Here is a 5,280-nt window from a genome sequence, read left to right on the forward strand (position 1 = left end):
CGTTTTCAGCAGACGATGCCCAGCCGACGGCGTTGACTTGCAAATCCTGCTCAAACCCGCGGCCAGCCAAAGCCCGAAGAGTCCTTCAGCCGCCCTGGCCTGCGTGCCGTGGTGTAGCTTCCTTGCATGCGCGTCGCCTTCATCTCGCTGCACACCTCCCCTGCCGAGCGGGCCGGCACCGCCGACGCCGGGGGCATGAACGTGCTCATCCGCGCCCTTGCCGGGGCCCTGCAGAAGACGGGGGCCCAGGTCGAGTTCTTCACCCGGCGCTCCAGCCCTGAGCAGGGCGACACGGTCACGCTCGACGACGGGCTGATCGTCCACCACGTCACCGCCGGGCCGATGCGTCCGCTCCCGAAGAGCGAGATCGACGCGTACATCGACGAGTTCCGAGACAACCTCGGCGCCCTCGACCGGTTCGACGTCGTCCATTCGCACCACTGGATGTCGGGGGTGGCCGCGCTGCCGTTGGCCCGCGCGGCCGGCATCCCGCACGTCATGACCTTCCACTCGGTCGCCGCGCACCCGAACGCGTCCCTGCACGAGGGCGAGCCGGCCGAGACCCCGGCCCGGCTGGCAGGCGAGGTGACCTGCGCGACGCAATCCGACCTGGTCATCACGGTTTCGAGGCACGAGGCCGCCGTCGTCATCGGCCGCTGCCAGGCCGAGCCCGAACGCGTCGTCGTGGTCCGCCCAGGCGTCGACACCGTCCTGTTCCATCCAGCCGACCCGGGCGACCCCTGGGTACCGGCGCCCGGCGTCACCCCCGGCTACCTCCTGTTCGCCGCGAGGTTGCAACCCTTGAAGGCGCCCGACGTGGCGATCGGCGCGCTGGCACAGCTACCCGAGGCAGGCCGCCCCGACCTCGTGATCGTCGGGCAGGCCTCACCCGATTTCGCCGACTACGAGGCCGAGTTGCACCGTCTGGCAGTGGCGAGCGGGGTCGCCGACAAGGTGTTCTTCCTGCCTGGCCAGGGTCGCGACGACTTCGCCGAGACGCTGCGTCACGCGTCCATCCTGCTGGTGCCTTCGTACTCGGAGACGTTCGGGCTGGTCGCGCTGGAAGGATCAGCCTCAGGCGTGCCCGTCGTGGCGGCCGCCGAAGGGGGCTTGACCGAAGCCATCTGCAACACCCACACCGGCATCCTCGTACCCACCCACGATCCGGGCGACTGGGCCAAGGTGATCGCGTCGCTGCTCGCAGACCCGGCCCGGCGGGCGGAGTTGGCCACCACCGGTCGACGGCGGGCCGAGTCGATGACCTGGGATCACGTGGCCGAACGCACCCTGGCCGCATACCGCAAGGCCTGCACATCGGGACGCCGCGTGGCCTTCCTGCACGCGCACCCCGACGACGAGACGCTGGCCTCCGGCGCGTTGATCATGCACCTGATCGACGAGGGCCTCGAAGTGTCGGTGCTGACGGCGACCCGCGGCGAGATGGGCGGCGTCGTTCCCGGACCGCTGACAAGGCTCGAAGGCACCCCGGAGTTGCAGGAGCGGCGTGAAGCGGAGTTGGCTGGGGCGCTCGCCGAGTTGGGGGTCCGCGCGCACGCCTATCTGGGCCACCCGCCCGCGCGGGCCGATTCCGAACCTCGCCGCTACCTCGATTCCGGGATGCGCTGGATTGAGGAGGGCCTGGCCGGCCCCGGCGACGAAGCGGACGAGCGGTCGCTCACTCTCTCCGACCTGGCAGAGGAGGTCGCCGACGCGGTCGAGTTCCTGAGATACGCCCGCGCCGAACTGGTGGTCAGCTACGACGACGACGGGGGGTACGGGCACCCGGACCACTGCCGGATGCACGCCGTCGCGAAGATCGCAGCGGCAGACTTGGGGTTGCCGTTTGCAGCCCTGACCTCGAGCAGAGAATTGGCGGCCCAGTGGTTCCGACTGGACGACCTGCTGCCGAGGGTCGCCAAGGCCCTCCGGCACCACCGCACCCAACTCACCGTCCACGACGACGGCTCGACGATCACCCATTCGGGTGGACAGACCGAGCAGATACTGACGTCCGTAGGGCTGCGCGGATCCTTCCCCCGCCTGCCCTGACCCACCCCCGCCTTGCGAGCCGACGAGGGTAGGCTGTCGACCATGCGCCTGCTCCTAATCCGCCACGGACAGACGGATGCCAACGTCAACCGTCTGCTCGACACCGCATACCCGGGCCTGCCCCTCAACGACCTCGGCCTGAGCCAGGCCGAGGCCCTGGTCGAGGCCCTCGAGCAGGAGGAGATCGATGCCATCTACGCTTCGATCCTCACCCGTGCCCAGGAGACGGCCGCACCTCTGGCGAAGGCACGGGGAATCGACGCGGTCGTCCTGGACGGTGTGCATGAGATCTCGGCCGGGGTCGAGGAGATGAACTCCGACTGGACCAGGTACGTCAACGTGCTGCTCTCCTGGGCACCAGACAATCTGGACGTCGGGCTGGAAAACGGTGAGACCGCGCGCGAGTTCCTCTCCAGGTTCGATGCCGCGATCGCACAGATCGAGGCCGAGGGTCATGATCGGGTGGCGCTGTTCAGCCACGGCGCCGCACTCCGGGTATGGGCCATCACCCAAGACCCGTCATTCGCCCGACACAACGCCAGCGAGTTGGAAAACACCCAGTGGATCGTCCTCAACGGCAGCACATCGGGGGGCTGGAAGGTCGAGCGCTGGGCCAGCTACGTGGCCCCGTCCGACGTATAGATGACCGACGAGGGCGCGCAGTACCGCGACGAGGAGTTGCCCTACAAGCGCATCGATCGTCACTGGGCCGAGCTGCTTCAGGAGTTGCGCGTCACGCAGGCGGGTGTCCAGATCCTGGCCGGCCTGCTCTACACCGTCCCGTTCCAGCCCGGCTTCGCAGCTCTCGACGGTTGGCAGCGGGCCGTCTACCTGGTTGCCGTTTCTCTGGCGACCCTGGCCGCCGCCCTGCTGATCGCACCGGTCGCCTTCCACCGGGCCATGTACCGGCGACGCCTCCGTCCGGAGTTGATTGACGTGTCCAGCCGGTCAGCCAAGCTGGGCCTCGCCATGCTGGCGTTGAGCCTGGTCGCCGTGGTGACGTTGGTGTTCAGCGTCGTGTTGGCACCGGTCGCCGGGCTTGTCGCCGGAGGCGTTTCGCTGCTGGGATTCGCCTTCCTCTGGCTCTGGCTGCCCGCCCGTCTGGCACACGGCGCCCCGATGTTTGACGAGGACTGAGTCGCCGTCGGGCTATCACCATGGCCTGACGGAGCGGTACCGCTCGACCACCTCGGGGGCTTTGCCGTGGCCCCAGAGTGGGGTAGAGGCCAGCGGCCAAGCCGGGGGTTCTTCTCCCCCACCTGCGGCCCAGGCCGCCTGCCGGGCCGCGCCGAGGGCCACGTACTCACCGGCGGCAGGCATTTCCACAGGTGCCGCGAACAGCTCCGCCGCGACGGCCTGCAGCGCGGGTGAGGCCGCGGCCCCGCCTGTCAGAAGCACCCGATCGACCCTGGCGCCGCCGTCCGTCAGGCACGTCAGCGCGTCGACCAGAGAGCAGACGATGCCCTCGACGGCGGCGCGCGCCAGGTTGGCGGGGGTCATCGAGCCGAGGGTAAGGCCGTGTAGCGTGCCGGTCGCTTCTGGCAGATTCGGGGTGCGCTCACCCTCCAGGTAGGGCACGAAGACCAGCCCGCCTGAGCCGCTGTCGGCCGAGAGCGCCAGGTCGCTCAGCCGGGCGTGGTCGACGTCGAGGACACGGGCGGTGGCGTCGAGGACGCGGGCCCCATTCAGGGTGCACACCAGGGGCAGGAACCTCCCCGTCGCGTCGGCGAACCCCGACACCAGCCCGGACACGTCGCGGCTCGGCACGTCGGAGACCCCGCAGACGACCCCGGATGTGCCGATGCTGGCCACCACGTCCCCGGCGACCAGGCCCATCCCGAGTGCAGATCCGGCGTTGTCGCCCATTCCCGCGCCGAGGTTGACCTGGCGTCCACCCAGCACCCCGACGCCGACGACCTCGTTCGGCGCGGCCACGCGCGGCAGCACGATCCGGTCGGCGGCGTCATCGTCGATGCGCAACGCGGCGGCGAGGATGTCGCGGCGGTACTCGTTGGCTCCGGCGTCGAAGTATCCGGTGCCTGACGCATCCGAGCGGTCGGTGACCAGGTCGTCGAGTCGGCCGGTCCCGAGCAGTTTCCAGGTCAGCCAGTCGTGCGGGAGCGCGACGGCGGCCACCCGGGAGGCGTTTTCCGGCTCGTGGTCGGCGAGCCACCTCAGCTTCGTGACGGTGTAGGAAGCAACCGGCACCGATCCGACGGCGTCCGCCCACCAGCGCGCCCCCCGAACGGCGTCGCCGTCTCCGAACTCGACGATGAGGTCGGCGGCGGCCTGCGCCGAGCGGGTGTCGTTCCAGAGCAGCGCGTCACGGATCACCTGGCCCTCTGCGTCGAGGCAGACCATGCCGTGTTGTTGCCCGGCGACGGCTGCTGCGGCGACGTCGTCCAGGTCGACCTGGGCTGCGGCCTCTTGGAGCGCGTCCCACCAGGCGGAGGGGGCGACCTCGGTGCCCGCCGGGTGTGGGGCGCGTCCCGTGGCGACGATCTGCCCGGTGTCGCCGTCGACAACGACGACCTTGCAGGACTGCGTCGACGAGTCGATGCCAACCAGTTTCGTCATTTTGTGCTCCTTCGCAACTAATACGGGAAGATCATAGAACAACCGGGGTCGTTTCCGGCACTTCCCCGATCCGACCTCCTGCCGATGCCCCATAGACTGGCCGGTATGAGCAAGTTCAGCATCTTTATCAAGGCCGCGGGCGGCGTCATCGCCACCAGCATCGCCCTGCTGACCGCCCTTCGGGAGAACCCGCAGATCGGGCAGGGCATCGATTCGGCGATCGAGAAGCTGAAGTCGGCAACCAACTCGGAGAACCCGAAGCTGAGGTTTGACGCGAAGATCGCCGCGATCGACGCCGCCGCCGACGCCGTCGAGGTGCACTTCCCAGGGTCGGCCGAACCGGCACGTTGGCGTCGTCAGGCCCAGGGGCTGCGGATGCGGGGGGAGTTGGCTTGGAACTCGAACACCGGGTCGGCCCAGCGCAGGGCGATGAAGGCGCTCAACTCTGAGACGGCCGAGGTGTTGGGTGGGGTGAACGCGAGGTTGGTCGAGTTGCAGGCCGACCAGCAGGAGTTGTCTGACTGACGTCGTCGGTGGATGGCTGTGGCTGGGGCCGCGGGGGGCTGCGGCTGGCCGCGGGTGGGGCTGTGGCTGGCCGCGGGTGGGGCTGTGGCTGGCCCCGGGTTTGAGCAGGATCCGCAAGTCAAAACCCCC

Annotated in this window: 5 protein-coding genes; 4 read left to right on the forward strand and 1 reads right to left on the reverse strand. The window is 69.3% G+C overall.

The window, feature by feature from the left end:
* The first annotated feature begins 126 nt into the window (after positions 1-126).
* From BUC15_RS20140 to BUC15_RS18385, 3 genes are read left to right on the forward strand one after another with little or no spacing between them, the layout of a single operon-like run.
* On the forward strand, positions 127-2,049 hold the full coding sequence (locus tag BUC15_RS20140; protein ID WP_073191463.1) for a glycosyltransferase: 1,923 nt from the start codon (positions 127-129) through the stop codon (positions 2,047-2,049).
* 42 nt (positions 2,050-2,091) lie between these two features.
* Positions 2,092-2,691 carry a histidine phosphatase family protein gene (locus BUC15_RS18380; RefSeq protein WP_073191466.1) on the forward strand — a complete coding sequence of 200 codons (600 nt, stop codon included), beginning with the start codon at positions 2,092-2,094 and terminating at the stop codon, positions 2,689-2,691.
* On the forward strand, positions 2,692-3,186 hold the full coding sequence (locus tag BUC15_RS18385) for a DUF6328 family protein (RefSeq protein ID WP_073191470.1): 495 nt from the start codon (positions 2,692-2,694) through the stop codon (positions 3,184-3,186). It begins immediately after the preceding gene.
* Between the two features lie 15 nt (positions 3,187-3,201).
* On the opposite strand, the gene xylB is transcribed toward BUC15_RS18385, so the two are convergent.
* On the reverse strand, positions 3,202-4,626 hold the full coding sequence (gene xylB, locus BUC15_RS18390) for a xylulokinase (protein WP_073191473.1): 1,425 nt from the start codon (positions 4,624-4,626) through the stop codon (positions 3,202-3,204).
* 105 nt (positions 4,627-4,731) lie between these two features.
* Between xylB and BUC15_RS18395 the strand changes: the two genes are divergently transcribed.
* Complete coding sequence (locus BUC15_RS18395; protein WP_073191476.1) at positions 4,732-5,151, forward strand: hypothetical protein; 420 nt, start codon at positions 4,732-4,734, stop codon at positions 5,149-5,151.
* The last annotated feature ends 129 nt before the right edge of the window (positions 5,152-5,280 follow it).

This window comes from Tessaracoccus bendigoensis DSM 12906 (genome assembly GCF_900141915.1).
In the GTDB taxonomy this organism is placed as follows: Bacteria; Actinomycetota; Actinomycetes; order Propionibacteriales; family Propionibacteriaceae; genus Arachnia; species Arachnia bendigoensis.

What these genes read in the sequence shown, in the direction of transcription:
- BUC15_RS18380 (WP_073191466.1), top strand. Translation starts at nt 2,092, where the DNA reads ATGCGCCTGCTCCTAATCCGCCACGGACAGACGGATGCCAACGTCAAC.
- BUC15_RS18385 (WP_073191470.1), top strand. Translation starts at nt 2,692, where the DNA reads ATGACCGACGAGGGCGCGCAGTACCGCGACGAGGAGTTGCCCTACAAG.
- BUC15_RS20140 (WP_073191463.1), top strand. Translation starts at nt 127, where the DNA reads ATGCGCGTCGCCTTCATCTCGCTGCACACCTCCCCTGCCGAGCGGGCC.
- BUC15_RS18395 (WP_073191476.1), top strand. Translation starts at nt 4,732, where the DNA reads ATGAGCAAGTTCAGCATCTTTATCAAGGCCGCGGGCGGCGTCATCGCC.
- xylB (WP_073191473.1), bottom strand. Translation starts at nt 4,626, where the DNA reads ATGACGAAACTGGTTGGCATCGACTCGTCGACGCAGTCCTGCAAGGTC.